Annotated in this window: 22 protein-coding genes and 1 tRNA gene; 10 read left to right on the top strand and 13 right to left on the bottom strand. The window is 64.2% G+C overall.

Going from position 1 to position 25,889, the window contains the following annotated elements; translation table 11 throughout:
• Positions 1-6: 6 nt before the first annotated feature.
• The 4 genes from ARC39_RS04280 to mce form a co-directional block, all read right to left on the bottom strand.
• The gene (locus ARC39_RS04280; RefSeq protein ID WP_068110607.1) at positions 7-1,641 is read right to left on the bottom strand and encodes a BCCT family transporter; all 1,635 of its coding nucleotides are present in this window, start codon (positions 1,639-1,641) and stop codon (positions 7-9) included.
• Between the two features lie 48 nt (positions 1,642-1,689).
• Positions 1,690-2,106, bottom strand: a complete 417-nt coding sequence (locus tag ARC39_RS04275) for a universal stress protein (RefSeq protein ID WP_068110603.1) — start codon at positions 2,104-2,106, stop codon at positions 1,690-1,692.
• Between the two features lie 317 nt (positions 2,107-2,423).
• On the bottom strand, positions 2,424-2,717 hold the full coding sequence (locus ARC39_RS04270) for a DUF1467 family protein (RefSeq protein ID WP_068110600.1): 294 nt from the start codon (positions 2,715-2,717) through the stop codon (positions 2,424-2,426).
• A complete protein-coding gene (mce, locus tag ARC39_RS04265; protein ID WP_068110598.1) occupies positions 2,718-3,125 on the bottom strand; it encodes a methylmalonyl-CoA epimerase in 408 nt (135 codons plus the stop codon). It lies immediately after the preceding gene.
• A 146-nt stretch (positions 3,126-3,271) separates the two neighbouring features.
• Here mce and ARC39_RS04260 point away from each other — a divergent pair, with 146 nt between their 5' ends.
• Complete coding sequence (locus ARC39_RS04260; RefSeq protein ID WP_068111626.1) at positions 3,272-3,991, top strand: response regulator; 720 nt, start codon at positions 3,272-3,274, stop codon at positions 3,989-3,991.
• Positions 3,992-4,063: 72 nt separating this feature from the next.
• On the opposite strand, the gene ARC39_RS04255 is transcribed toward ARC39_RS04260, so the two are convergent.
• Entirely contained in the window at positions 4,064-5,290 is a 1,227-nt protein-coding gene (locus ARC39_RS04255) for a DUF1501 domain-containing protein (protein WP_068110595.1), read from the bottom strand.
• Positions 5,291-5,299: 9 nt separating this feature from the next.
• Positions 5,300-6,673: a DUF1800 domain-containing protein gene (locus tag ARC39_RS04250; protein ID WP_068110592.1), complete on the bottom strand. Its 1,374-nt coding sequence runs from the start codon at positions 6,671-6,673 to the stop codon at positions 5,300-5,302.
• A gap of 174 nt (positions 6,674-6,847) precedes the next feature.
• On the opposite strand from ARC39_RS04250, the gene ARC39_RS26450 reads away from it, so the two are divergent.
• A complete protein-coding gene (locus tag ARC39_RS26450; RefSeq protein WP_068110589.1) occupies positions 6,848-8,536 on the top strand; it encodes a pentapeptide repeat-containing protein in 1,689 nt (562 codons plus the stop codon).
• A 105-nt stretch (positions 8,537-8,641) separates the two neighbouring features.
• On the opposite strand, the gene aspS is transcribed toward ARC39_RS26450, so the two are convergent.
• Complete coding sequence (aspS, locus tag ARC39_RS04240; RefSeq protein ID WP_068110584.1) at positions 8,642-10,417, bottom strand: aspartate--tRNA ligase; 1,776 nt, start codon at positions 10,415-10,417, stop codon at positions 8,642-8,644.
• Between the two features lie 173 nt (positions 10,418-10,590).
• Here aspS and ARC39_RS04235 point away from each other — a divergent pair, with 173 nt between their 5' ends.
• A complete protein-coding gene (locus ARC39_RS04235; RefSeq protein WP_068110582.1) occupies positions 10,591-11,412 on the top strand; it encodes a TolB family protein in 822 nt (273 codons plus the stop codon).
• A gap of 882 nt (positions 11,413-12,294) precedes the next feature.
• Here the strand turns inward: ARC39_RS04235 and ARC39_RS04230 are convergent.
• The 3 genes from ARC39_RS04230 to ARC39_RS04220 form a co-directional block, all read right to left on the bottom strand.
• Positions 12,295-12,525, bottom strand: coding sequence for a hypothetical protein (locus tag ARC39_RS04230; RefSeq protein ID WP_068110579.1), 231 nt, complete (start codon positions 12,523-12,525; stop codon positions 12,295-12,297).
• 261 nt (positions 12,526-12,786) lie between these two features.
• Positions 12,787-13,581, bottom strand: coding sequence for an SseB family protein (locus ARC39_RS04225; protein WP_236545119.1), 795 nt, complete (start codon positions 13,579-13,581; stop codon positions 12,787-12,789).
• Positions 13,578-14,165, bottom strand: a complete 588-nt coding sequence (locus ARC39_RS04220; RefSeq protein WP_068110577.1) for a uracil-DNA glycosylase family protein — start codon at positions 14,163-14,165, stop codon at positions 13,578-13,580. The genes ARC39_RS04225 and ARC39_RS04220 overlap by 4 nt, the downstream gene beginning before the upstream one ends.
• A gap of 80 nt (positions 14,166-14,245) precedes the next feature.
• Here ARC39_RS04220 and ARC39_RS04215 point away from each other — a divergent pair, with 80 nt between their 5' ends.
• The 6 genes from ARC39_RS04215 (at position 14,246) to ARC39_RS04190 (ending at position 19,429) form a co-directional block, all read left to right on the top strand.
• A complete protein-coding gene (locus tag ARC39_RS04215; protein ID WP_149866307.1) occupies positions 14,246-14,590 on the top strand; it encodes an ArsR/SmtB family transcription factor in 345 nt (114 codons plus the stop codon).
• Positions 14,583-15,617, top strand: coding sequence for a permease (locus ARC39_RS04210; protein WP_068110572.1), 1,035 nt, complete (start codon positions 14,583-14,585; stop codon positions 15,615-15,617). The genes ARC39_RS04215 and ARC39_RS04210 overlap by 8 nt, the downstream gene beginning before the upstream one ends.
• Before the next feature lie 413 nt (positions 15,618-16,030).
• Complete coding sequence (locus tag ARC39_RS04205) at positions 16,031-16,690, top strand: ABC transporter ATP-binding protein (RefSeq protein WP_068110569.1); 660 nt, start codon at positions 16,031-16,033, stop codon at positions 16,688-16,690.
• On the top strand, positions 16,668-18,431 hold the full coding sequence (locus ARC39_RS04200; RefSeq protein WP_068110566.1) for a KpsE/RkpR family capsule polysaccharide export protein: 1,764 nt from the start codon (positions 16,668-16,670) through the stop codon (positions 18,429-18,431). Before ARC39_RS04205 ends, ARC39_RS04200 begins: the two co-directional genes overlap by 23 nt.
• A 9-nt stretch (positions 18,432-18,440) precedes the next feature.
• Positions 18,441-19,274 (top strand): 3-deoxy-8-phosphooctulonate synthase, encoded by an 834-nt coding sequence (gene kdsA, locus ARC39_RS04195; RefSeq protein ID WP_068110563.1) that lies wholly within the window; start codon positions 18,441-18,443, stop codon positions 19,272-19,274.
• 80 nt (positions 19,275-19,354) lie between these two features.
• Positions 19,355-19,429: transfer RNA gene (locus tag ARC39_RS04190), tRNA-Gln, on the top strand.
• A gap of 615 nt (positions 19,430-20,044) precedes the next feature.
• On the opposite strand, the gene ARC39_RS04185 is transcribed toward ARC39_RS04190, so the two are convergent.
• Positions 20,045-20,437: a VanZ family protein gene (locus ARC39_RS04185; RefSeq protein WP_068110561.1), complete on the bottom strand. Its 393-nt coding sequence runs from the start codon at positions 20,435-20,437 to the stop codon at positions 20,045-20,047.
• 440 nt (positions 20,438-20,877) lie between these two features.
• Positions 20,878-21,558, bottom strand: a complete 681-nt coding sequence (locus ARC39_RS04180) for a sugar transferase (protein WP_236545133.1) — start codon at positions 21,556-21,558, stop codon at positions 20,878-20,880.
• A 975-nt stretch (positions 21,559-22,533) separates the two neighbouring features.
• Here ARC39_RS04180 and ARC39_RS04175 point away from each other — a divergent pair.
• Positions 22,534-23,640, top strand: coding sequence for a nucleotidyltransferase family protein (locus ARC39_RS04175; protein ID WP_068110555.1), 1,107 nt, complete (start codon positions 22,534-22,536; stop codon positions 23,638-23,640).
• Between the two features lie 21 nt (positions 23,641-23,661).
• Here the strand turns inward: ARC39_RS04175 and ARC39_RS04170 are convergent, their stop codons facing one another.
• Positions 23,662-25,815: a GumC family protein gene (locus ARC39_RS04170; protein ID WP_068110552.1), complete on the bottom strand. Its 2,154-nt coding sequence runs from the start codon at positions 25,813-25,815 to the stop codon at positions 23,662-23,664.
• Between the last annotated feature and the right edge of the window lie 74 nt (positions 25,816-25,889).

Below are 25,889 nucleotides of genomic sequence, written 5' to 3'. Positions count from 1 at the left end.
TTCAGGTCATCTCGGTTCGCTGGCCAACCCCTTGCCGATGGCCACGCACATCAGCAACAGCACCACCGTGAAGGGCAGACCGGTGGAGATGACCATGGCCTGAAGTGCCGACAGGCCGCCGCCGAGCAGAAGCACAATCGCCACCGCCCCCTCGAACGTGCACCAGAACACGCGCTGCGGAACCGGGGCGTCCACCTTGCCGCCCGCGGTGATCGTATCGATCACCAGCGAGCCGGAATCCGACGAGGTGACGAAGAATACGATCACGAGGACGATGCCGAGCGTCGATGTGATCCCGGCGAGCGGCAGCCCTTCGAGCATCGCGAAGAGCGAGATCGGCGGGTTGTAACTGTCGATCACCTGCGCCTTCACCGCGCTGTTTGCCGGGTCGCTCAGCACCTGGTCGATCGCAACGCCTCCAAACACGGCCATCCACAGCACGCAGACGAGGCTAGGAATGATCAGCACGCAGATCACGAATTCCCGCACCGTTCGGCCGCGACTGACACGGGCAATGAACATACCCACGAAGGGCGACCAGGAGATCCACCAGGCCCAGTAGAACGCGGTCCAGCCGTTCATGTAGCCGGTGTCTTCACGGTTCAGCGGGTAGGAGAGCGCCACAAGGTCTTGCGCATAGGTCACGAGGCCCGCCACGAAATCCGACAGGATCAGCAGCGTCGGGCCAACCAGCAGCACGAACAGCAGCAACAGCGCCGCCAGCACCATGTTGATCTCCGACAGCACCTTCACGCCGCCGTCCAGACCGCGCAGCACCGAAACCAGGGCAACCGCCGTAATGAGCGTGATCAGAACGACTTGCACCTCGACGTTGTTCGGCAGCCCGAACACATGCTCCAGTCCGGCATTGGCCTGCTGGGCACCGAAGCCGAGCGAGGTTGCCAGCCCGAAGAGCGTGGCGAAGACCGCGAGCGTATCGATGATATGGCCGGTCCAGCCCCAGACGCGCTCACCGAAGATCGGGTAGAAGGCAGAGCGGATGGTCAGTGGCAGCCCCTTGTTGAAGCTGAAGAGCGCCAGCGCTAGTGCCACCACCGCGTAGATTGCCCAGGGATGCAGGCCCCAGTGGTAGATCGTCGCCGCGAGCCCCATGCGCTTGGCGGCTTCCACGTTTTCCTCGATGATCGTGCCATCCTCGGCGAAGGGCGACGGGACGCCCAACGGCTCTGAAATCGCCATGTGATACACGGGCTCCAGAACGCCGAAGAACATCAGCCCGATGCCCATGCCGGCGGCGAAGAGCATCGCGAACCAGCCCGCGTAGGTGTAGTCGGGCGTCGCATCGCGCCCGCCCAGCCGGACGCTTCCCCACGGGGTCACGATCAGCAGCAGGCAGAAGATCACGAAGATATTCGCCGAGCCTAGGAAGAACCAGTTGAACGTGCTGGTCAGCCACGGGCGGAGCGCGCCGAACGCCTCTGTCGCCTGCTCGCGGAACACCAGAGCGTAGAAAACGAAGATCACGATGGTCAGACCGGAGATCACGAAGACCGGGTTGTGAATGTCGAAGCCGAAAGGCCCGACGGACCCCTCCACGTTGTCCTGGCCGATCTCGTACTCCGTATCGATGAGTTCAACCGGGCCTTCCGGTTCAGGGATACCCTGAGTTTCATCAGTCATTACAAAACCTTTCGTGAGTTTGTTCAAGCGTCGCGATACCCGGCCGGATCAAACCCGGACGACGAAAACGGACGCCTTGGCATGGGACGCAATCGTGCCGCCGTTGGAAGGCCAGACGTAATCCATGAGGTTGGGAATGTGGCTTGCCATGACGATGAGATCGGCCTGCAATTCCGCGGCCGCCCTGATCAGCGCCGGATCGAGCTCCACCGCCGGATCGTGCGAAAGGATGGCGTGAAACCCGGTTTCAATTCCCTCGTCGGCGCCCTGTTCGGCCGAAAACGCCGCCAGTAGATCCGTGTATTCCTCGGGCGTATGCGCCAGCTTGCCCGGCAGAGCGGTGGTCACGCCGACATAGATCACCGGGAGGCTGTAGAGCTTTGCCAGGTCCGCAGCACATCTGAGCGCCTTTTGCAGCCGGTCAATGTGCGTAAGGTCGACCGGCACCATGATGCGGGTGAACATCAGAACCTCCGTGATTGTCGGTGCGTGGCACCTTGTCGCCGCGCCGATCCAGCGGCAGCAACGTCGCGCGACGCACGTGCGATTAATGTTTTTTAGCGGCAAACGCCCCACGCCAGCCACCAAGCGCGAGGTCTATGCTAACGCATTGAAAGGAAAAAAGCGACGCCTTGCCCACGGCGCATCTGACGAGCCCGGTTTGCCTTGGCGTGGCAAGGCGTGTGCGAACGGGGCACCGCAGCCGGCACGATGCGGCAGCGGCGGTCACGCACGGATTGCCGGCCTCAGCCGCTCAGGGGCTCCCGCCGGAAGTCCACGACCTATTGGGGTGTAATCTGCCCGCTATCCGGGCCGAAGCGATGGAACAGGTCGAAATCGTCCACGGTCACCGTGCCGGTCAGGATAATGGCGCTCACCACAACCCAAAGCGGCACGGCGATGGCCGTCACGAGCACCGCCTTGCGCTTGAGGCGCGGATTGGTGGGGGCTGACCGCTGGGTGCCCGGCACGACATCCCCCGCCTCGTCCTGTGTCGTCAGCCGCAGGGGCAGCACGATGAAGAACACCATGAACCAGATCACGGCGAGCAGGACGAGTGCGGAGGTGATCGCCATTCAGCCCACCTGCTCGAGTTCGATCAGGCAGCCGTTGAAATCCTTCGGGTGAAGGAAGAGCACCGGGTTCTTGTGCGCGCCGATCTTGGGCTCGCCGTTGCCAAGCACGCGGGCGCCCTTTTCCACGAGCGCGTCGCGCGCCGCGATGATGTCCTCGACCTCGTAGCACATGTGATGGATCCCGCCGGCGGGGTTCTTCTCCAGGAAGCCCGCGATCGGGGATTTCTCACCCAGCGGGTAGAGAAGCTCCACCTTGGTGTTCGGCAGTTCGATGAAAACGACGGTCACACCGTGGTCCGGCTCGTCCTGGGGCGCGCCGACCTTGGCGCCCAGGGTTTCCCGGTATTGCGCGGCCGCGGCCTCGAGGTCCGGCACGGCGATGGCAACGTGGTTGAGTCGACCGATCATGATCTTGTTCCTTCTTGATGGATCTGCGCGCCTTATCGCTCCGCTGTGAGGGCAACCGCAACCCCGGCGCCTGCGGCGCAGGGTCCATTTACGAAGCTTTAGGAGGAATCGCCATTAACTCTACGCAAAGCATGAAAGGATGGATCATGGCAGACGACATTTGCACCCACATCCTCGCCCGCAGACCGACGCCTGACCGGCCGCTGACGGGGCTGACTGTGCTTGTGGTTGAGGACAGCCGTTTCGCAAGCGAGGCGATCCGCCTGCTGTGCCTGCGCAGCGGCGCGCGGATCCGCCGGGCGGATTGCCTGGCCTCGGCGCGGCGCCACCTGGCGACCTATCGGCCATCCGCCGTGGTGGTCGACCTCGGTCTGCCGGATGGCTCGGGCGCCTGCCTGATCCGCGAACTGGCAACGTCCGACCAGCCTTCCCCGGTCCTCCTCGGCACAAGCGGCGATCCGGCGGCGGAGCCGGTGGCCCTGAAGGCCGGCGCCCACGGCTTCCTGGCGAAACCCATCACCAGCCTCGCCGTGTTCCAGCAGGCCATCCTGTCACGGCTCCCGGTCGGGTCGCGCCCACCGGGCATGCGGCTGGTCTCCGGCGAGGAAGTCACTCCCGACCCGCTCGCCCTGCGCGACGACCTGAGCCACGCGGCCGGTATCCTCGCGCAACGGGCTGACGGCCAGTCGCTTGAGTACATTGCGCAATTCCTCTCCTCCGTCGCCAGCAGCGCCTCCGACACCGACCTTGCACAGGCAGCGAGCCAACTGGAGCGGGCGCGGAGCGACGGCAGCGATTCCCGTGCGGCCCTCAGCGCCGTCACACATCTGGTGGAAACCCGGATGACAGGGACCGGCCCGTTCTGAACGCGTCGCAGTGTCAGCGCGTCGCGGCGGCCAAGGCGCGGCGCGCGCGGTGCCTACAAGTGCACCCGCCCCTCACAGGATGACGCCACCGATACGTGCCATGTCGAGGCCGGGGAAAACGGCGCGTTCCAACACCTGCCGGTCGAGGCCCATGAGTTCCCGCATCGTCGCGGCGGCATAGCTGCGCACATCCGCCGTCGGCAGAAGATCACGCCCCGCATAGAGATCCGACTCGCCCAGACCGGGCCATAGCCGGTGCACGACACCGCCGCGCACCGCCCCGCCGGCCAGCATCATCGCACCGCCCGTGCCGTGATCGGTGCCCTTGTTCCCGTTCTCCCGTGCCGTACGCCCGAACTCGGTCATCGCGAGTACCGCCGTCTTCTGCCAGACCGGCCCGAGACCGGTCCGCATCGTCAAAATCGTATCGGACAGCCGCCCGAGCGCGGTTGCCAGCCCGGATTTCTGCCCCTGGTGCGTATCCCATCCATTGATCGAGAACGCCGCGATCCGCGTATCCCGGCGCAACCAGTCGGCCGCGAATTCCGCCACGCGCACGTGTCCCGGCGACGGCGCGGGCCTTGACGTGCCCCCCTGCGCCGCATCCGCACCGGCCTGCCGCGCCGCCTCCAGCCGGGCGGTGATCTGCAACGCCTCCGCGGCGGAGTCCCGGAACTGCGGGTCCTCCGCATAGACCATCTTCAGGAGCCGTTCCGCCTGGGGCGACAGCGACAGATCGGTGCCGGGCGCCCAGTTCGCGACCGGCGCACTCCCCTTCAGGAGGTGCAGGTTGTCCCGGCCGATGGCGAAGGCCGTCTCGGCTTCCAGCCCCGGCACCTGCTGCAACATGCGGTTGAGCCACCCGTCCTTCGCCACCGGCACACCGGGCGCGAAGCCGGTGCCCGCCTCCAGCAGGTCCTGCCCGTCGAAATGGCTGCGCTTGTCCCGGTACGGGGTGGAAACCGCATGGGCAAAGGCAAGCTCGCCCGCCGACCAGAGCGGAAGCAGTGGCGCGAGCGCCGGGTGCAGGGCGAAGAACCCGTCGAGGTCGGCCGCCCCCGCCGCCTCTCCGAACCCCAGGGACCGGTCGCGCAGCCCGGCCAGATTGCGGTCGCCATAGGGTTGGACCACGTCCAGCCCATCCATGCCGCCGCGCAGGATGATGACCACGAGGCGCGCGTCCCACGGCGCCGAGGCCAGCGAGACCGGCGTCAGCAGCGGGCTGGCGGCGGCGGAACACCCCAGCGAGAGAGCGTTGCGGAGGAACCGGCGGCGGTCGGGAAATGCACTGCGCTCCATGTCTGCCTCCTAGCGGCGCTGAAATTCGGGAGATGCCAGGACGAGCGCAACCCCCTCGCCGCGGGTTTCCGCGGCCCGCGCGGCAAGCAACGTCTCCCGGCCCGCGACATCGCCAAGCGCGGTACGGACGAAGTCCCGCGGGTCCGGCATCTCCAGCCCCCAGAGCCGTTCCAGCCCCATCGCCCAGGTGATACGCTCCGCCAGCCCCTGCGGCGTGATCCATGCGTCGGCCGCCTCCGGCCAGCCGTCGGGCCCGTCCGGGGCCTGCCAGGGCTGCCCCATTCTCGCCAGCGGCGTCAGCACCTGCCGGCGCAGCGCGGCCACGTCGAGGGCGCGGAAATCGCGCCCCTGCATCCCCAGCGCCCGCAGGCTGGAGACGACGAAGTCGAAGGGCGGCTTGGCCTTCTCCATCGGGCGCAATCCGGCCGCCGGATGCGTCAGCAAGGCCCGCGTGACCTCCAACAGGTCGCCATCGCTCTCGGTGAACCGGTGTTCCAGCGTTGCCACCAGATCCGGATCCGGCCGGTCGGACACGAAATGCACGGCGAGTTTCTGCGCGATGTACCGCGCCGTGGCCGGATGGCGGGCAAGATCCTCCAGCACGCGCTCCACGTCCTCGAACTTCGGCTCCCGCCGGCCGTAATTCCGCCCAAGCACCGTCTCCGGCCCCGGCTCGGCCCGCTGGGTCTTGTAGACGAATGTCGTGCGGTGCGTCCCGTGCATGCCCGCCAGCAACTCGGCCAGCTCGCGGACATCGTCCTGGGTGTAGGGCCCGTCCACGCCCAGCGTGTGCAATTCCATCAACTCCCGGGCGAAATTCTCGTTCAGCCCGAGGCCGGGGCGTTTCCGCGCCACGGCCGAATGCGGACCCACGGATTGGTGCTGGTCGAGATAGAGCAGCATCATCGGATGCGTGGCCACCGCCGTCAGCATGTCGACGAACCGCCCGGTCACATGCGGGCGAATGGCGTCCTCCACATACATCTGCGCGGCCGAACGTGTCTCCATGCGTTTGCTGACAACCGTGAAATGGTCGGCCCAGAACCACGTCAGCCGCTCGCGCAGCGGGTCGGTGCTGTCCAGCCCGCGCGCGACCGCCACGGCCATCAGCTCGGCCTGCTGCGCGCGGAACCCGCGGACCAGCGCGGTTTTCCGCGCAAGCGCCTCCTCGGTGGCCTCGCCGGCCCGCCGCGCGGCGTCGATCTCCGCGATCTCGCGGGTCGCCGGATAGATCGAGGCGAAGGACGGAACCGGATGGGCAACGGCCATCCGGTCGGGCCCCGTCAGGGCCGCCAGCATCGCGTCGGCCCCGGCCGGATCGGGCAGATGTGGCGCGCGTCCCGTCCCGAACCGGATCGCTGCAAGAGTGGGATCGAGCGTCAAGGGATTCTCCGTGTCCACATGGGTCGGAGAGTAGCAGCGGCGGGCACCGCGCGGTAGCTGTCCGTGACCCGCGCATGCGCGATTTGCGGCCGAGCGGCCAACCGCCGGGAACGGCGCGATCCTGCGGCGTCAGACGGGCTTGACCGAAACACATGCGCCCGCAAGGCTCGCCCCATGCGCAAACCCGTCCCCCTCCGGCGCGCCGAGGCCCGGCGCCCAGGCACCCCCCTGCCCGTCCTCATCGAGGACGACGCCGAGGACGCGCAGATCAACCGGATCAACGATCTCACCCGCGCCGGCCGCGCCAACTGGTTCGGCCTCATGGCCTATCTCGCCTTCATGCTGGTCACCGTGCTGGGCGTGGAGGATGCCGATTTCTTCATTCCCAGCCGGCAGACGGATCTGCCGCTCATCGGCGTCTCCATCCCCACCACCTCCTTCTTCCTCTTCGCCCCCGTCCTCGGCGCGGCGCTCTATGTCTACCTGCACCTGATCATCCGCAAATGCACCGAAGCCCTCACCGCCCCGCCCCCCTTCGTCCGCAAGACCGCGATGGACCCCAAGGGTGTACCGCTGGAAAACCCGGTCCTCCCCTGGCTCCTGAACGATCTGGTGCTGCGCTTGCGCGGTGACGGGGCGGCCAAGCGGCGCCCGCTTGACGCTTTGGCAACACTCACCGCAATCCTTCTCATCTGGTTGGCCGGTCCCGCCGTTCTGTTGATCACGTGGTCTTGGTCCCTTCCCGCCCATGCGGAATGGATGTCCATTACCATCCTCATCGGCGCCGCGTTCTGCATCTTCGCGGGCTGGACCAGCGCGCTGCGCCTGCGCCGGGGTCTCGCCTGCGCGGGCAGGGATACCCCAAACCCGGAAGCCGATGCAGCGGAGGCGCGCGGCCATAGACAGAGGGACATTTGGGGGAGGGTGGCATTTCTGACTTTGCTCGCCCTGACATTGTTTAAAACCGAGATCTCGGTAACGATCTTCGGTGGAATCAGTCTCCTCGCACGCGCCGATCTTGCAGGAGTTACTTTTGCCGAACTCCCGCCGGGAGCGGTGAACCCGGATACGTCCCGCCATCGCTATCGGGCGGAATGGTGCGCGCGGCAAGGGTTGAAACCGGACGTCTGCGGCCATGGCAATGGCTTTGGCGCGCCGAAGTTTCAGGCAGAGATGCGCCGCCGCTGGTGTAGCTGGCACCCGATGCCGGAAGGAGCCGACTGCGAGGCCTATTTCACGCAACTGGACGCGGAATTCGACGCCGAATGGCAAGACCTGCGCCGCCGCACCATCGCGGCGCTGGCAAAGCCCGATCTCTCCGGCCGGGACCTGCGGGATGCAGACCTCCGCAACGCTACGATGCCGGGGATCGACCTCCGCGATGCGCAGATGGAGGGGGCGGTCCTCTTCCGTGCGCAGATGGAGGGGGCGGTCCTCACCAGGGCGCAGATGGAGGGGGCGGACCTCACCGGGGCGCAGATGGAGGGGGCGGTCCTCACCGGGGCGCGGTTTCAATCCGCGAACTGGGCCTGGGCCAACGTGCGTTCCCCGGCCCAGTTCGCGGATTTTCGCGGCGGTCAAGACCTGACGCAAGAGATGTTGGATCACGTCATCGGCAACGAGCACACTCTACTGCCGGCCGATCCGCCGGGCTTGCATGTCTGGACCTGCTGGGCCGTGCCGCCGGAAGGCTTCGATGCGATGGTCGCCCGCGCCGCGGGAATCGCATACGACTCGACAGGTGATCTCGGGTTCGTGACCGAAGACGACCTCCGCGCCCAGTGGCTCTGCCCGTCCGGCACCGAGCCGCAGCCCACGGGCACGCCGCTTGGGCTGGACGAGGTGCCGCCCTGGGAGCAGTAGCGCCGCCCCGGGCCTGTCGCGTTCCGGCGCTGCAGCCGGCGACACCGGATCCGTTTGATTCAGGCCGGTTGCGTCCGGCGGCAGGGAGGGCCGACCGGCCCCCTCTCACTCCTGTTCGATCACCCGGAGCGACAGCTCCCGGAGCTGTTCGTTCGTGGGCTCCGAGGGGGCGTCCATCATCAGGTCTTCGGCGCGCTGGTTCATCGGGAACATGATGACCTCGCGGATGTTCGCGGTGTCGGCCAGCAGCATGACGATGCGGTCGATGCCAGCCGCGCAGCCGCCGTGGGGCGGCGCGCCGTATTTGAAGGCGTTGACCATGCCGCCGAAGCGCTTGATCACCTCTTCGGCCGGGTAGCCCGCGATCTCGAAGGCCTTGAACATGATCTCCGGCCGGTGGTTCCGGATCGCGCCGGAGAGGATCTCGTAGCCGTTGCACGAGCAATCGTACTGGTAGCCCAGCACCTCCAGCGGGTCGCCCGCCAGCGCCTCCAGCCCGCCCTGGGGCATGGAGAACGGGTTGTGCTCGAAATCGATCTCGCCGGTTTCCTCGTCCTTCTCGTAGATCGGGAAGTCGACCACCCAGCAGAAGGCGAAGCGGTCGTTCTCCGTCAGCCCCAGCTCCGCGCCGATCACGTCGCGCGCCTTGCCGGCGACCTTCTGGAACACCCCCGGCTTGCCGCCGAGGAAGAAGGCGGCGTCGCCCTTGCCGAGCCCCAGTTGCAGGCGAATGGCTTCCGTGCGTTCCGGCCCGATGTTCTTGGCCAGCGGCCCGGCGGCCTCCATGCCCTCGGCCCCGTCCCGCCAGAAGATGTAACCCATCCCCGGCAGCCCCTCTTGTTGGGCGAACTTGTTCATCCGGTCGCAGAACTTGCGCGACCCACCCGTGGGGGCCGGAATGGCGCGGATCTGCGTGCCTTCCTGCTCCAGCAGCTTGGCGAAGATCGCAAAGCCCGAGCCGCGGAAATGCTCGGAGACATCCTGCATCTTGATCGGGTTGCGCAGGTCCGGCTTGTCGGTGCCGTACCAGAGCGCGGCATCGCGGTAGGAGATCTGCGGCCAGTGCCTGTCCACCTTGTGGCCCTTGCCGAACTCCTCGAACACGCCTTCCAGCACCGGCTGGATCGTGTCGAACACGTCCTGCTGCTCGACGAAGGACATCTCCATGTCGAGCTGGTAGAAATCGGTCGGCGAGCGGTCGGCCCGCGGGTCCTCGTCGCGGAAGCACGGCGCGATCTGGAAATACTTGTCGAAGCCCGCCACCATCATCAGCTGCTTGAACTGCTGCGGTGCCTGCGGCAGCGCATAGAAGCGCCCCGGATGCAGCCGCGAGGGCACGAGGAAATCGCGCGCGCCCTCAGGGCTCGACGCGGTGATGATCGGCGTCTGGTATTCGCGGAAGCCCTGGTCCCACATCCGCCGCCGCATGGAGGCGACGACGTCAGAGCGCAGCGTCATGTTCTCCTGCATCGCCTCGCGGCGCAGGTCGAGGAAGCGGTACCGCAGGCGGGTTTCCTCCGGGTATTCCTGATCGCCGAAGACCATGAGCGGCAATTCCTCGGCCGCGCCCAGCACCTCCATCTCGCGGATGAAGACCTCCACCTCGCCAGTGGGCAGCTTGGGGTTGATCAGGCTCTCGTCGCGCGCCTTCACCTCGCCGTCGATGCGGATGCACCATTCGGAGCGCACCTTCTCCACATCGGCAAAGGCGGCGCTGTCGGGGTCGGCCAGAACCTGCGTCACGCCGTAGTGGTCCCGCAGGTCGATGAACAGGATGCCGCCGTGATCGCGCACCCGGTGGACCCAGCCGGAGAGTCGGACGGTTTCGCCCACGTTGGCGCGGGTAAGGTCGGCGCAGGTCATGCTGCGGTAGGCGTGCATCTCGAAGCCCTTTCGGCGGAATGTCTCGGTCCGCGCCGATACACCCCTTGGCAGAGGAGATGTCAAGCAGGCGGCGGCAGGCGCGCGGTCCCGGCGATCGGGCCTTGACGCCGTCCGCGCGGGGGAAGGAGTGTCGCGGCACCTGCCCACCCCAGCCCCCCGGAGGAATTGCCATGCGCAGCGAACTCGTCGTCTACGATCTCGGCGCTGAAACCCAGGAGATCGTGCTTCGGAGCGAGCACCATATCGAGGCGCCGAACTGGATGCCCGGCGATGCGGCGCTCCTGGTCAATTCGAACGGGCGCCTCTTTCGCGTGCCGCTGGCCGATCCGGCGCTGGAGGCCGTCGATACCGGCTTCGCCACCGGGCTCAACAACGATCACGGGATCTCGCCCGACGGCACACGCATCGCCATCAGCGACAAGACCGAGACGGGCCAGAGCTGCATCTACACCATCCCCATCGGCGGCGGCGCGCCGGAGCGGGTGACGGCGGAGGTCCCGTCCTATTTCCACGGCTGGTCGCCGGACGGGGCGCAGCTTGCCTATGCCGGGTTTCGCGGCGCCGAGGCGGAGATCTTCACCTGCCCCGCGGCGGGCGGGCCGGAGCGGCAGATCACCTTCGATTTCGACCATTGCGACGGGCCGGATTACACGCCCGACGGCGCCTGGATCTGGTTCAACGGCGAAATGGACGGCGCGGTGGATCTGTGGCGGGTCCGCCCGGACGGCACCGGGCTCGAACGGATGACCTCCGACGACAGCGTGAACTGGTTCCCGCATCCCTCGCCGGATGGGAAACACGTGCTCTATCTCGCCTATCCGCCGGGAACCGAGGGCCACCCGGCCGATCTCGACGTCTCGCTCCGACTGATGCCGGCCGAGGGCGGCGACTCCCGCGAGGTGCTCCCGCTCTTCGGCGGACAGGGCACGATCAATGTCCCCTGCTGGGCATCCGACGCCCGCCGCTTCGCCTTTGTGCGCTATGGCCAGTAAGACGCCCTGACGCGGCCTGAAACGCGGATTCGTCTTCGTCACACGCGAGGCAATCTCCACCGTGCTGCGAGCACCGGGCGCGCGGCCGGGGGATGGTGCTGCGACATGGGGGGCTGGTCTCGCTGGGAGACAGGACCGGGCACGCGCAGCGAGCGCCGGTTCGGGGGCTGGCGCCGCGACGTGCGAGGCAAGCGGTTTATCCCGGCCATGTCCGGCGCAGATCCGAACCCTCTGCGCGGCTCCCAAAGCGCCAGACCGCGGGACCGGTCCGGCGCTCGCCCGGCGCCTTCGGCTCGTTCCGGGCGGGATGCCGCTTCGATTTCCTGGAAAGAGGTCTCCGGTCTCGCTGGCGGCCTGGCGCTGGCACGGCGGCTCCGCCGTGATTCCGCGGCGGTGGAGCATCAAAATATCAGGTGGACTATTTCGCCGGGAGACGGGACCGAGCATCCACATCGATAGCCGTGACAGCGCCAGACCGCGGGCTGGCGCTCCGACGCTTGAGCGGGGCGATTTATATGAACCATATCCGCGCGTTATCCGAACGTTGCGCGCGGGTAGCAAAGCGCCAGACCGTGCAGGCGGTCTGGCGCTGGCACGGCGGGCTGCGCCCTTGCCCCGTGCCGGATGACGCTTCAAAATCCCACGGTTCTTTTCGCTGGCAGACGGGACCGAGCACCCGAACGGATAGCCGCGACAAAGCCAGACGGCGGGCTGGCGCTCCGACGCTTGGGCGGGGAGATTTATATGAACCATATCAGCGAGTTATCCGAGCATCGCGTGCGGACGGCAAAGCGCCAGACCGTGCGGGCGGTCTGGCGCTGTCACGGTGGCTCCGACGTGATCCCGTGCCGGTGCAGCGTCGATGTCCTGAGGAGACCTTTCTCACAGGCAGGCTGGACCGAACACCCGCAGCGAGCGCGGGATCGGGGCTGGCGCTGGCACGGCGGCACCGCCGTGATCCCGTGCCAGTGGCGCCACGGCCTCAACGGTCGAAACCTGCCCGCGCGTCCAACTGAACCCAAGGAACAGGAGCCCGGCGATGAGATTTCCTCTCTGGGCGCGCGTGTCGCCGCTTGTCGAAGGTCGCCCGGCTGTCTTGGGCGACCGCAGCATCTCCCGATCCGACGTCCCCGCCCCCGATACACGGTGGCATGGCCACACCCGTCCTCTCGCGCGGAATGGTTAACGATCTCTGAACATGCCCGCGCAACCCGTTGAAATCACGTAATCCGAACACTGTCTCACCGTGGGACACCGCCCGGCCGAGGTCTCCCGCCCACCGCCGGCGCGCGCGTGCCGCGCGCCTCGGCGGCGGTTGGGCGGGGCCCGCCTTCGGCGGGCAGCGAGACCGGTCGGTACAGGAGGGCGCCTTGCTCAGCGCAGGATCGGCGGGGCGTCGGGGTCCATGCCCGGGGGCGCGATTTCCGTGATCTCGGGTACCTCCGGTTCCGGCAGGTCGAACCGCAAGCCCACCTTCGCCAGCCGCGCGGCCAGCGGATCGCTCGCGGAGAGGAAGACAACATCCATCTCGCCGGCATCCAGCCCCGAGAAGGTCAGCGCCTCCGACGCGGCAGTCGCCAGCGCCGTCTGCGCTCCATCGACCGTCTCGACGAAGGCCAGCAAATGCCCGGTCCGGCCGCTCTGGTAGCGAACGCTGGCAAGATAGACCAGGCGCGCAAGGCCGGCGGCGGTCGCGAACTTTGCATCGAAACCCTGCAGCAGGCTCTCCGGAACGCCACCCGGCGGCGATACCTCCTCCGGGCGATCCTCCGCCTCCGTCGGAGCGTTGTCGAGCGCCCCGGCCAGCCAATCTACGGCGTCGGCCGGCAATACGGTCTCGGAGCCGGGCACGCCAAGGTTGACGCCCAGTCCCATCCCCTGGCCCGCGAGCAGCTTCACGATCTGCCGTCCTGACAGCGCGGCGAAATCCGCCGCCGCGCCAACAAAGTCCGCCAATCGAAGCTCGCGGTCGAATACCAGGACGACAGGCCCCTCCTCCAGCGGAAACACCTGCGGCTCGATCGTGTCGCCCTCCGATTCCGCCGCCAGCAGCAGGAACAGCTCCGAATCGGCAAGCCGCTCGTAGAAACGCATTCGCGCCGCGTCGCTCTCGGGTGTCTCGGCCATGGCCTGGTGCGCCCGGTCGAGCGCCGTCATCTCGTCATTCATCTCAACACCTCCTGGATGCGCGCGCGCAATACCGGCAGCAGATCCGTCTCGAACCACGGGTTTCGCTTCAGCCACGCCGTATTGCGCCAAGACGGATGGGGCAAGGGGAAGACGTCCGGCGCATGGTCGCGCCATCGTGCCACGGTGCGGGTCACGCCGCCTTTTGCCGCGGCGCCAAGGTGGTACTTCTGCGCGTGTCCGCCCACCAGAACCACGAGGTCGAACGGCCCGGCGTGGTCGAGCACCTGGGCACGCCAGGCGCGTGCGCAATCTGGCGGCGGTGGCAAGTCGGCTCCCTTGCGATAGCCGGGAAAGCAGAACGCCATCGGGATGAGCGCCACACGCGAACGGTCATAAAACACCGCTGAATCCAGCCCCAGCCAGTCGCGCAACCTGTCGCCCGAGGCATCTTGAAAAGGAATGCCTGCCTCGTGCACCCGCGCCCCGGGCGCCTGTCCGGCAATCAAGAGGCGCGCACCTTTCTGGAACCACACCACCGGCCGCGGTGCGTGCGCTGTTTCCGTCGCGGCGAAGCGATCGGCACAGATCCGGCAGGCGGCGATACGGTCGGGAAGGGTGTCCATCTGTTAGCAATGTAGTTCGTATGGACAACCCGGGCAAATTCCATATTGCGATATTTCTAGAATTATGAAAATGATTGCGCATGACGACTCACGCCCCTCCCCGTGTGCCGCTGGAAATTGCGGCCTCCGCTTTTGCCGCGCTCGGTTCAGAACAGCGGCTGACCGTTCTGCGTACGTTGGTTCGGGCCGGGCCCGATGGGCTCAGCATCGGCGAACTCGGGGCGCGCTGTGGCGTCACCGGCTCCACGCTGACCCACCACGTGAAAACGTTGGCCCACGTGGGCCTTGTCCAGCAGACGCGGAAAGGGCGCAGCATCATCTGCGCCGCCGTGGCCTATGACCACATCCGTACACTTGCCGATTTCCTGCTGTCGGAATGCTGCGCCGATTGCGCCCCACTCAACCTTCCGGACGACCATGACTGACACGACCCACAGTTCCCCCTCCCTTTCGGCGCTCTGGCGACGGATCGACAAGGTTTGGCTACTGATCCTCGCGATCCCCCTGCTCGTTGCCCTGTTCGACGCGCCACAGGCCGTCCCGACGATGTCGTTCGCGCTCGGCGCTCTCGGTCACACGGCGCCATTCATCGTCTTCGCGGTGCTGGCCGTGGCCCTTCTCAAGGCGACCGGTGCCGAGACACTCCTGGCGAAGGCCTTCGAGGGGCGCGAGACTCGGATGATCCTGATGGCGGCGTTGCTCGGCGGGTTGTCCCCCTTCTGTTCTTGCGAGGTCATCCCCTTCATCGCGGCGCTGCTGGCCGTCGGTGCGCCACTCTCCGCCGTCATGGCGTTCTGGTTGGCCTCGCCGTTGATGGATCCGGCGATGTTCTTGATCACATCCGGAACGCTCGGATGGGACTTTGCCATTGCCAAGACGATTTCGGCCGTGGGCCTCGGAATGCTGGGCGGGTTTGGCGTGCGGGCCTTTGCGAATTCGCCCGTCTTCGCCGATCCCTTGCGGGATAAGCCGCAGATCGGAGGCTGCTGCGGTGTCAAGAAACCGTTTTCGGGCAAGCCGGTATGGAAATTCTGGACAGAAGCCCCGCGGCGCGACACCTTCCGGGCAACCACCTTGGATAACGCCGTCTTCCTCGTGAAATGGCTGCTTCTCGCCTACCTGCTGGAAGCTCTGATGCTTGCCTACGTGCCGGCCGAAGCCATTGCCGGGCTGCTCGGTGGCCAGGGGCTCGGGCCGATCCTGCTTGGCGCGATTGTCGGCGCTCCGGCCTATCTCAATGGCTACGCCGCGGTGCCGCTGATCGATGCGCTTCTACGGCAGGGCATGTCGGATGGCGCGGCCATGTCCTTTGCCATTGCCGGTGGCGTGAGCTGCATTCCCGCTGCCGTTGCGGTCTGGGCGCTCGTCAAGCCTCGTGTCTTCGCCGGCTACCTGGGGTTTGCCATGCTGGGTGCAGTGCTGGCCGGCAGCGTTTGGTCGGTGGTCGCCTGACGCCTACGGGTCCACACGCCTGAGGCGCACGCTCCCGTAGCCCGACGAACGGTCAACCACGAGAACCACGGCTGCGCCACCCGCTGAGGTGGCGCTGTGCGTTTTGCAGGGGCGCCGTCGCCGCGCAAATGGTCCTGGCCCGTACCGCCGGTACGCGGCGAGGTCGCTTTGCATCCATGCTCGTAGCCAATCACCGAGGAAATGACGGATGAAACGCCGATCATTCGCCTGCGTAGGGCGCTCTGGACCCAATTGCCGACGATTTGCGACCGTCGCGCTCGCCGAATATTGATCACATCGCACGAAAGAAGACATACTGCCGCCCAAAACGGACGAAAAGGTTAACGCTGTTAACCGTAACGAAACGCCATCCCTCTCATGGTGGCGATATCTGGCCGCCCCGGGATCGGTGCATGATCGAGTTCGACAATGTCAGCAAGTCCTTCTGGACAGGGACGCAGCGCAAGGTGATCCTTGATCGCGCGAACCTGCGTGTGGAACTTGGGTGCTCACTTGGAATCCTTGCACCGAACGGAACCGGCAAGACGACACTCATCAACATGATGGCTGGGCTCGAAAAACCCGACGAGGGGGAGATCCGGCGCACGTCCCGTGTTTCCTTTCCGCTGGGCTTCATGGGCGGGGTCGTCTACCGCCACAGCGGGGTCGAAAACGCACGTTACATCGCGCGTCTCTACGGGCTCGATCCGACTTACGTCGAAGCCTTTGTACGATGGATGTGCGATCTGAAAGAGTATTTCGAGATGCCCGTGGGCACCTACAGCCAGGGTATGCGCGCACGGTTCAGCTTCGCACTCATGCTCGCACTGGATTTCGAGATCTACCTGATCGACGAAGGTATGCCCAATACGACCGACGTCGAATTCAACAAGAAAGCCGGAGCCGTCCTGCGAGAGCGGCTGAAACACACGACCGTTGTGATCGTATCGCATCAGGCCAAGACATTGGAGAAGTTCGCCCGCAGCGCCGCCGTGCTACGCGATGGAAAGCTCCACATGTTCGACACACTGGAAGAGGCAAGGCAGCTCTATGACTTCGAAGGCCAAAGCTAGGACATATCGCCTGCGGCCGGACGAGGCACTGGCCGAAGGCGTGACGGCAGAGGGCGTCGCAAGGGCACGATCGGCGCTGAGCACGGCACATCGCGCCGGTGGCAGCATTGCACAGGTCGTCGGGAACGTGGCGGGACCACGGGTCGTCACGGAGCGCACGGCGGCTGCATCCGGAACCAAGATGAATACCGCAGCAGAAGCGGCGGTCACAAAATCCGCGGCCTCGGCACAAACGGGTGCGCATCCGGTCGCGGCGGCACAGACCGGTGAGCTTGCATCGCCGCAGGACGTTGCCTCGGAAACCGATATTGCAGAGATCCGCAAGGAGGGGCTGACCGGGCGCCAGTTGCGGATGGCCCGGCGAATGGCGCAGAAGCACGGAATAGCGGCCACATCGGACTTCGACGCCGTGCGCCAGCTGCGAAAGCGCGGGATCGACCCGTTCCAGCGTGCGGCCATTCTCGAACTCGTGCCCACGGAACGCGCACCGCAGTCCGAACAGATGCAGGTGCAATTGCCTCAACCTGTGGAGGAACCCCGGCCCCCTGCCCCGTCAGATGTGCCAACACCCGATGCCGGCTTGCCCGAGGATCGGGCGGGCGAGATCTTTCGCATTCAGCAGGACATCGCGCGCCGCCGCCGCCAAAAGACCATGGCGCTCTTCGCCCGGCTGGCGCTTTTCGTTCTGCTCCCCACGTTGGTCGCCGGTTGGTACTTCGCCGTCGCGGCGACCAGAATGTACGCAACGGAGTCGGAATTCGTCATCCAGCAAGCCGACAATTCCTCCGCCGCGCCCGGGTTGAGTGACCTGTTTCAGGGCGCCGGGATGGCCATGCAGCAAGACAGCACCACGGTGCAATCTTACCTGCAATCGCGTGACGCGATGCTGCGACTGGATGCGGACATGGGCTTCAAGTCGCATTTCCAAGCGCCCTGGATCGATCCGCTTCAACGGTTGGCCGAGGATGCCACCAACGAAGACGCCTACAAGCTCTACAAGCGCCGCGTTCAGGTGGGTTTCGATCCCTCGGAGGGCATACTCCGCATGGAGGTCGTCGCCGCCGACCCGGATACCAGCCAAGCCTTTTCCGAGGCGCTCATAGGATACGCTGAAGAACAGGTGGACCAGCTGACCAGACGCCTGCGTGAAGATCAGATGTCCGGCGCCACGCAGAGCTATGCCGTGGCAGAGAATAATGTCGTGGAAGCGCAGGGCCGCGTCCTGGACCTTCAGGAAGAACTCGGCGTGCTCGATCCGATCTCGGAGACCGGATCGCTGATGGAGCAAATCACGATGTTCGAGGTCCAGCTTTCCGAAAAGAAACTGCAACTCGAACAACACCTTGCAAACCCGCGCCCCAATGCCGCCCGGGTCCGCAGCCTGGAGGGCGATGTGGGTCGCCTGGAAACGCTGATCGAGACGTTGCGCAACACGATGACTCTGAGCACGACAGGCGAGGCCTCGCTGGCGCGGATCAGCGGGGAATTGCGTATCGCCGAGGGGGAGTTGACGACCCGCCAGTTGCTGCTCCAGCAGGCGGCGCAACAACTTGAGATGGCGCGGATCGAGGCAAACCGACAGGTCCGCTACATGGCGGTGGGCGTACGTCCCATCGCGCCGGACGAGCCGACATATCCCCGCGCGCTGGAGAATACACTGCTGGCCTTCGCCGCATTTGCAGGTATCTACCTGATGATATCGCTGACCGCCTCGGTCCTGCGTGAACAGGTCTCTGCGTAAGGAAACTCCATGATCGACGTCCCTGTCGGACCGCTTACCATCGGCAACGACCGCCCGCTGACGGTCATAGCCGGTCCGTGTCAGCTCGAAACCACCGACCATGCGCTGACAATAGCCCGTGCCATGGCAGAGGCCTGCGCGAACGCCGGTCTGGGCTACGTTTTCAAGGCGTCCTACGACAAGGCGAACCGAACGTCGCTATCCGGGCGACGCGGCCCGGGCATGGCGGCCGGGCTGGAGATGCTCGCAACCGTGCGTGACACGGTCGGCTGTCCGGTGCTGACCGATGTCCACGCGCCGGAGCAATGCAGCACCGTGGCCTCGGCCGTCGACATACTGCAAATTCCCGCCTTTCTCTGCCGACAGACGGACCTGCTTCTGGCCGCCGGTGAAACCGGAGCCGCAGTCAATATCAAGAAAGGGCAATTCCTCGCCCCCTGGGACATGGACAATGTCGCGGCGAAGGTCGCGTCCACCGGCAACACACACATACTTCTCACCGAACGCGGCAGTTCCTTCGGATACAACACGCTCGTTACGGACATGCGAAGCCTGCCCCGGATGGTGCAAACGGGCTATCCGGTGGTGATGGACGCAACACACGCCGTGCAACAACCCGGCGGGCTCGGCGGCGCAAGCGGCGGCCAGCGCGAATTCGCACCGATACTCGCACGGGCGGCTGTCAGCCTTGGGATTGCCGCTGTCTTCATCGAAACCCACGAAGCGCCCGACAGCGCCCCGTCGGACGGGCCCAACATGGTGCCGCTGTCGAAAATGCCCGCTCTCCTGCGAGACCTTTCAGCGTTCGACCGGCTCGCCAAGGCCGCGCCAGCCCGCATCTGACTTCTCGCGCCGGCACGACAGATTTTTGCAACAAGGGGCTTGCGGTGCTCCGGACCTGCAAGTATGAAGCGCTCCGCTGCTGGGGTGTAGCCAAGTGGTAAGGCAGCGGTTTTTGGTACCGTGTATCGTAGGTTCGAATCCTACCACCCCAGCCAGCCTGCAAATAAAGCTATTAAGAATCAGTCGCCTGCAACACGGCGACCACCGGCGTATGCTTGTTTGGCTCCGTGATTTGGCTTACCAGGATCCGCTGCGGATAGAGCAAAGAACCCGGTTTAGGAAGCGATCGGGACGATTTCCATCGATTGACTATGCGCCCGCATGTTCTCATCAAACAGCACCCCCTAACCACGATACCTGCCAATTGAATCCGGCAAGTGCGGCTCAACCGGCCGGAGCGCTTGCGGGTCGCAGGTGTCGAGCCAACTGCCAGCAACGCCAACGGGGATCACGATTGGCCGGGCGAGACGGCGGCCAGCGATTCAAAATCGGAAGTCATCCATCGTGGCAGACCGCGTCATAGCCTTCCAGAGGCCGTGTTCGCCGCGCTTGACTGGATGCGGAAGTTCTCCAACCGGCGCCACGTCGTGCGCATCTGGAGCATCCTGTCGAGCCAAGCGCACAGCAGCGGTTATAACCCTTTGGTATAGTTATATATTTTTGACGTAGCGCAATTACAGGCCAAGGGTACGCATCGTTTTTTGATTAATCCCTGAGCATACCTGTAAATAGGAAGTCCGTACTAAAGGTGGAAATTGAAGTCCTATCGGCTATCGTTCCGGTTGAACATAAATCGCTTTCGGACAAGTAAGCGCGCGAATAAGGAAGCCAAATCCTACCCCGAAGGTGGCACCAATTGCATCCGCGAGGAAATCGTGAAATTCAACCTGACGTCCAAAGTGCGGTTGAATGATCTCTATAAGCCCGCCGAACAGGACGCAAACCGGAAAGAACCACATTAACAATCGCGGTCGAAGCAGCGCCGCGGGAAAAGTCAACGCGGCGAACGCCGCCACGTGACCGGACTTGTCCATTCCGGCGGGAAACTCCGGCAGGATTGTGATCGGAGCAAGCGTTGCAATGGCAATCAAGATACCCAGCAAAACCGTCGCGACGACAACAATCCACTGGTTTTCTTGTTCGGGATTTGCAGCGTATCGCAACTTCAGCCTATCCGGTTTGGGTCGCTCGACCCGAGTTCCATGTTCCGTATCCAAGAGAGATGCGCGAGTAATTTGTCAACTGTGTGGCGGCACACGTACGAGCTTCGCCGGGCATGAAGCGATCAAGCGTCTACCCTGCCCGGCAATTTAGGCGTGTGATTTTGCCGCCGCCAGACCAACCTATCTGCATGCTGATACGGCCTGCGCGTAGGATGGGGACGCAACACAAGACAATGTACCTGTCCCATCGTGCGGTCGCGTTCCAGTGCCGTCGGGCCGAAAGCAACTCATCAAAGAATCTCGCGCAATGCCTGCGGGTTACCACCACAGCCGCCGTCGAAATGGAATGGTCGGGCGCGGGAGCGGACAAATCGAACCCAGAACCGAGCCCTGCCCCCTGGGGGCGTTGAAGCACCTCCGCCGGGCAACAATGACCCGTCTCAGTGACCCGTGCTCCGGAACACCACGCCCACTGTTTTGAAGAGCAGCGTCGCGTCCGTTCTCCATGACATGACGCGATGGTAAAGGTCATCGTATTTCGCACGTTGGGAGAATCCGGATTCGTTGCGCGCGTAGACCTGCCACACACCGGTAATTCCGGGTTTCATCTTGTAATAGGAAGAACCGGGATAGGATTCCTGCTGATTGACCAACATCGGGCGCGGTCCAACCAGTGACATCGTTCCATTCAATACATTGAAGAGTTGCGGCAACTCATCCAACGATGATTTCCGCAGGAAACGGCCCAAGCGCGTCACGCGCGGATCTTTTTTCAGTTTCTGGGTCTTTTCCCACTCTTCCCGCGCGGTATCGTCGCTCGCGAGATAAGCCGCCAGCATGCGATCCGCATTCGGGACCATTGTCCGCAACTTCCAGATCCGGAATAATTTGCCGTTTCTACCAACTCGAACTTGCGTATAGAACGGATTGCTACCGTCAGTTGCGATGAGCAGGGCCAAAATAAACACCAGGGCAAGCGTAATCGGTGCCGTCGCCACAATGATCAGGAATTCAACCGAGGGCTTCACGGCCCGGGGATATACCTGCGAACCGCCGAACTTCCCCGTCGGCAAAGACGCAACAATAGTGTCCGCGCGACCACTGCCGCCCAGCTTGTCCACATAGGTCAATTTTGCGATCCTAGCCTGCTAAACGAAACCCCAATTCCAAGGCGGCCGGCCAAATACAAAACTGCTCGTCACACACTACCAATCTTACCGTCGTAGGCGGCCGTTATAGGGTCTCGTTAACATTAACCATATTAGCGAGCAACCCAATGATGGCCCACCGCCACTGCTGCTGTACCTGTGTAACTTTTTACTAAATTGCTAACCTGTTTTGCTCTTGTTTGCCTACTTTCTTGGCTGTTTCAGGGCGACATCCGGGCATAACCATGTGATGTGGGTGCCCGTGTTGCCGCAATGTGGGTTTCCGCGGGTGCACTATGCGCTCCAGCAGCGCGTCTTCCTGCGAATCGACCTCGAACGCGGCGTCCGACGAAGAGTGCGTTCCCAGCAAGACTTGGTTAATGAATCACGCGAATGTTAATTTTTTCTTAACATTTCCTGTTGGTTGCAGCGCAGTCCCATCGTGTTGCTGGCAGCATCCCCATCTCGCACCGGTCGCGGATGCGGTTCAACTGGCCGACTTGCACGGAGAACGTACCGCCGGTGTGATTCTGCAACGCAGCAGCTGCCGAGGCTGAGGTGAAAACACGCGTCGCAGCGCGCCGAATGGGGCAGATCTCGTGATCGGCGCGGGGACAACGGACACACGAGACGTGCGATTCGTTTAAAGAAGCAATATCGCGAATTCTGATATCGACTTGGCTGACTCAATTGTATCAGAACCATGACGCCGTACCGTCCGAGTTCATATAATGGTTGAGTGGGTAAATTAACCTTTCCAGACATTCAATAATTGCAATTTTTTTGCCCAGCACAGGTGTTTCATTAAATAGCTCGATCTGCCTCGACCTTGCGCTACCGCCGCAAGATGGGGCGCCCTGGACAGGCTCGGCGACCGCCTTTCGTTCGCGGGCTGCTTCGCGCTATGCTCGCGGTCAAAGGCAACTCGCAACGGAAATCGAGCCCGCCATGCAAGTCCACCTGGCTGCCTGCGCGTCCGCGCCGCACCGTGCCATTCTGGGCCTTCTGCCCGTGGCCCTGGGCCTGCCTGCACGGGAAGGTCTGCATCAGGATCTCGCGCACAGTGACGCAGGCGAACTGGTTGCAATCGCCTCTGCTCACCTGATCCACCCCTTGCTCGCCACCGCCTTTGCCGAAGACCCATCGCTGAAGGAGTGCGTCCCCGACGATCTCTGTCTGTTCCTGCAGGAGATCCAGTACGCGAATGCCCGCAGGAACGAGGCCATCCTCGCGCAGGTTCGTTCCCTTGGATCGATGACCGAGGCCCTTGGGCTCACCGCGGTGGCCCTGAAGGGTGCCGCCGAGTTGATCTCGCCCCTCTACCCTGCCGCGGGGGCCCGAATGCTCAGCGACGTCGACGTCCTGCTGACGCCTGAGGACGCGTTAACCTTGCGGCAGGCGCTTCTCGCACGCGGAGCGACGCAGGAAGAAGCCGATCATCACAAGTGGGTCGACCATCACCATTTTCCGCCACTGTTTCTGGAAGGCTGGCCCGCACCTGTAGAACTCCACCGACAAGCCGCGCCAGGCTATGCCGGAAACATCGTCGACTCCAAGCAAGTGTTGGCGGAGGCAGTGACAGATTCCGCGTCGAACCTCGGAGTACCATCGACCCACTGGCGCCTGATCCATGTGATCGCACACTGGCAACTCAGCGATCCGGAGCGCTTCTCTGGCCGACCAATCTCGTTGAGGGATGCAGTGGATCTGCATCTGCTCAGGCGACAACTTGCCCCGGAGGCGATTGCGGCGATACAGGAGCGGTTCGACCGGGCCGGGCATCGCCGGGCGTTCGAGAACAGTATTGCGCTCGCGGCCCGGCTATTCGATCCGGATTCCAAACAGAAGAACGCCTGGGCCGACGGCGCCTTGCGCGTCTTCGGGTCACCTGGCGTGGCGCGTTGGCGGTTCGACCTCTACACCCTGAAATTCCACGCCAGGGACTTTCTCCGAGACCGGGAGCGCCGTCGCCACTACTTGAAGTTGCTGAGCAATTGGCGACTCCTGAGCGCCGCATTGCGCCGCCAATCAAGTCGGCGTGACGGTTTCCGTTAACGCTAGTCTCGCCGGAGCGCCTCAGTTCTCGTAGTACTTCGAAGCGCCTTTCGCTGAATATGCCCCATAGCGCTCCCCGTGTCCGTAGGCCTGCAGACGTTTGGTGTCGATGTTTGTGAGCACCAGACCATCTGGCGACAGCCCGCCGAGACGAAGCTGGGCAAGCGCAGCGCGCACCTGGGCACGCCGTGTCTTGTCCCAATGGACCATGAACAGGATCCGGTCGGCATACTGACCGACGACACGCGCGTCCGGCACCAGAAGCAGCGGTGGCGTGTCGATCACGATGATGTCGTAGGCCTCTCGGGCAACGTCGATCAGGCAGCCGAACGCGTGCGACGACAGAATGTCCACCGGGTTCGCGGGCGGCTCTGCGCTGGCGAGCACGTCAATGCCGAGAGACGTGTGGCTCTGCACGGATTCCAATAGCCCCGCCTCTCCCGAAATGACCGATAGCAACGAGTGCTTGGGCGGTGTCGGGAACATCTCCGAAAAGGCACGGCGGCGAACGTCACATTCCACCAACAGCACCGCCTTGCCTAACCCGGCGAAGTGATGGGCCAATGCGGCAGACGTCACCGTTTTGCCTTCGCCCGGAACCGAAGACGTGACGAGAAATGTCTGCGGCACGGCGTCGAAAGAGGAGAATTGAAGTGATGTTCTCAATCCGCGAATGGCCTCAGCCGGCACCGAACTCGGCTTCTCAACGATATAGGAAATCAAGTCGGCGCGGGATTCTCCGGGTATCTGCGGGATCTGCCCCAGCACCGGCAGCCCGGTGTCGTTTTCCAACGCCTCGCCGAGCCGGTAGGTATCGTTAAACCGATCCCTCAGCAGGACAAGACCGCACCCGGCGATAAGCGCGATGAAAGTGGTCATCGTGACGATGGCGGGGCTGTTCGGGGCAATCTGCATTCCCTCGAAGGCCGGTGACACCACCCGCGCGTTGGCTTGCGCAAACCCCTCCTTGACGGACGCCTCCTTCAGCCGGGCGAGGAAGTACTCGTAGATCATCCTGTCGGCCTCGGCCTCCCGCTCCAGTTGGCGCAGTTCAACGTATTCGGCCGACTGACGATCAATGGTTTCCTGCTGGCGGTCGAGGGATGCGCGAAGCGTCCGGGCCTGGTCGCGCTCCCGGCTCAGTCGCGTGTCCGTGTCCTGCATGGCCTTGGCGAATTGACGTTCGAAGGCGTCGACGGAAGCGGGCGAACTTTCATCAATCTCGGCTCCAAGGGAACGGCCGGTCACTTCCTGAAGGACGGCCGCCTGCTGCGGGATGGAACCGGACGCCTGCGCCGCGACCAGCCTGGCCTTCCTGTCCTCGAGCATCTGCACATCGCGTTCGGCGCCTTCCACTCTCTCCCGCAGCGTCTTGAGCTGGAAGTTCAGCGCTTCCAGCGTTTCTTCGCTCTGCAAGTCGGAATTCGCCCGGAACGCCTCGATCCTGCTTGAGGACGCTTCAAGGTCCTTCTTCAACGCCACCGTCTCGTCGGACAGCCAGTTCTTGGCCTCCCGCGTGCGCTCGAAACGCACCTCGATCTGATCGCGAATGTAGAGTTCTGCCAGCGTGTTCGCCAGAAGCGCCGCGCGGTCGGGATCGGTGTCGATCACCGAGATGTCGAGCAAATAGGACCATTCCGGGTTGGTGACGTAGACCTGCCTGCGCAACCCGGAGGCGATCTCGTACAGGATCTCGTCCTCCGTCGGAATATCCTCGGCCGCCTCACTTTGCGCACCACGCCCGAACAGGCCACCCCCCGCATCATCCTCACCCTCAACAACGAGGAATGGGTTGAACTCCGGATCGTTCATGAGGTCGAGTTCGACCGCGAGCTTCTCGGCAAGATTGTAGGATTCGATTACCCCGACCTCGGTCGTCATCAGGGCGTCGTTCCACAGGAAGTTGCTGTTGCCGATCAGCGAGGGCAGGCCCGCGACCTCCGTTTCGTCATTCTCCAGCTTGATTGTCGCCGTGGACCGGAAGACGGGAGTTGAGAGAAACTCGGCCCAGACGATGCCGAACGCCAAACCGAGCACCATCGCCGCACCGATCCAGATGCGCCCCCGCGACAATGCGAGCAGTATCGAGTAGATATCGACGACATCGTCGTCCTCGGCCAAATCGGCCGCCCGACTGCCGGAACCGTCCGCAACGAGACGATTGTGCTGGTTCATAGCTTTTCGCTTTTATTGACTGCTCTTGTTGCGGAACCTTAACGAGTCCGAGCGCAATACGGTAAGAAAAATGA

Source organism: Tropicimonas marinistellae (assembly GCF_001509585.1).
Lineage (GTDB): Bacteria > Pseudomonadota > Alphaproteobacteria > Rhodobacterales > Rhodobacteraceae > Tropicimonas > Tropicimonas marinistellae.
The sequence above is the reverse complement of the archived record's forward strand: the minus strand, read 5'-3'. Positions and strand labels throughout refer to the sequence as shown.